The 460-nt window shown below is 52.2% G+C and carries 1 pseudogene; it reads left to right on the top strand.

Going from position 1 to position 460, the window contains the following annotated elements:
• Positions 1–11: 11 nt before the first annotated feature.
• Positions 12–460, top strand: a pseudogene (locus tag ACTHUM_RS19535) (tRNA (uridine(54)-C5)-methyltransferase TrmA); the annotation flags it as partial.

Below are 460 nucleotides of genomic sequence, written 5' to 3'. Positions count from 1 at the left end.
AGACTGCCCCGATGACTGCCTACCAGCAACAACTAGCCGACAAAAAGCAATATCTTCAGCAACTTTTCCAAGGACTGGATTTTCCAGAAATCGAAGTCTTTGAATCTCCGGAACAGCATTACAGGATGCGCGCCGAGTTCCGCATCTGGCATAAAGGCGGCGAAATGTTTTACGCCATGTTTGAACGCGGGCAAAAGGCAAGCGGGGCAAGCCTGATCCGTTGCGACCAATTTCCTGCCGCGTCCGAATCCATCAATGCCTTGATGCCGAAATTGATTGAAGCCGCATCCAATCATCCCGAGCTGAAAAACCGCTGGTACGCCGTCGAATTTTTGTCCACTTTAAGCGGCGAAATGCTGGTTACCATGATTTACCACAAGAAGCTGAACGACGCATGGCAACAAGCCGCGCAAGAGCTGGCGCACAATTTGGGCATCCACATCATCGGCCGCAGCCGCGG

Source organism: Neisseria sp. P0021.S006, assembly GCF_051956895.1.
This window is presented reverse-complemented; position numbering and strand designations above follow the sequence as displayed.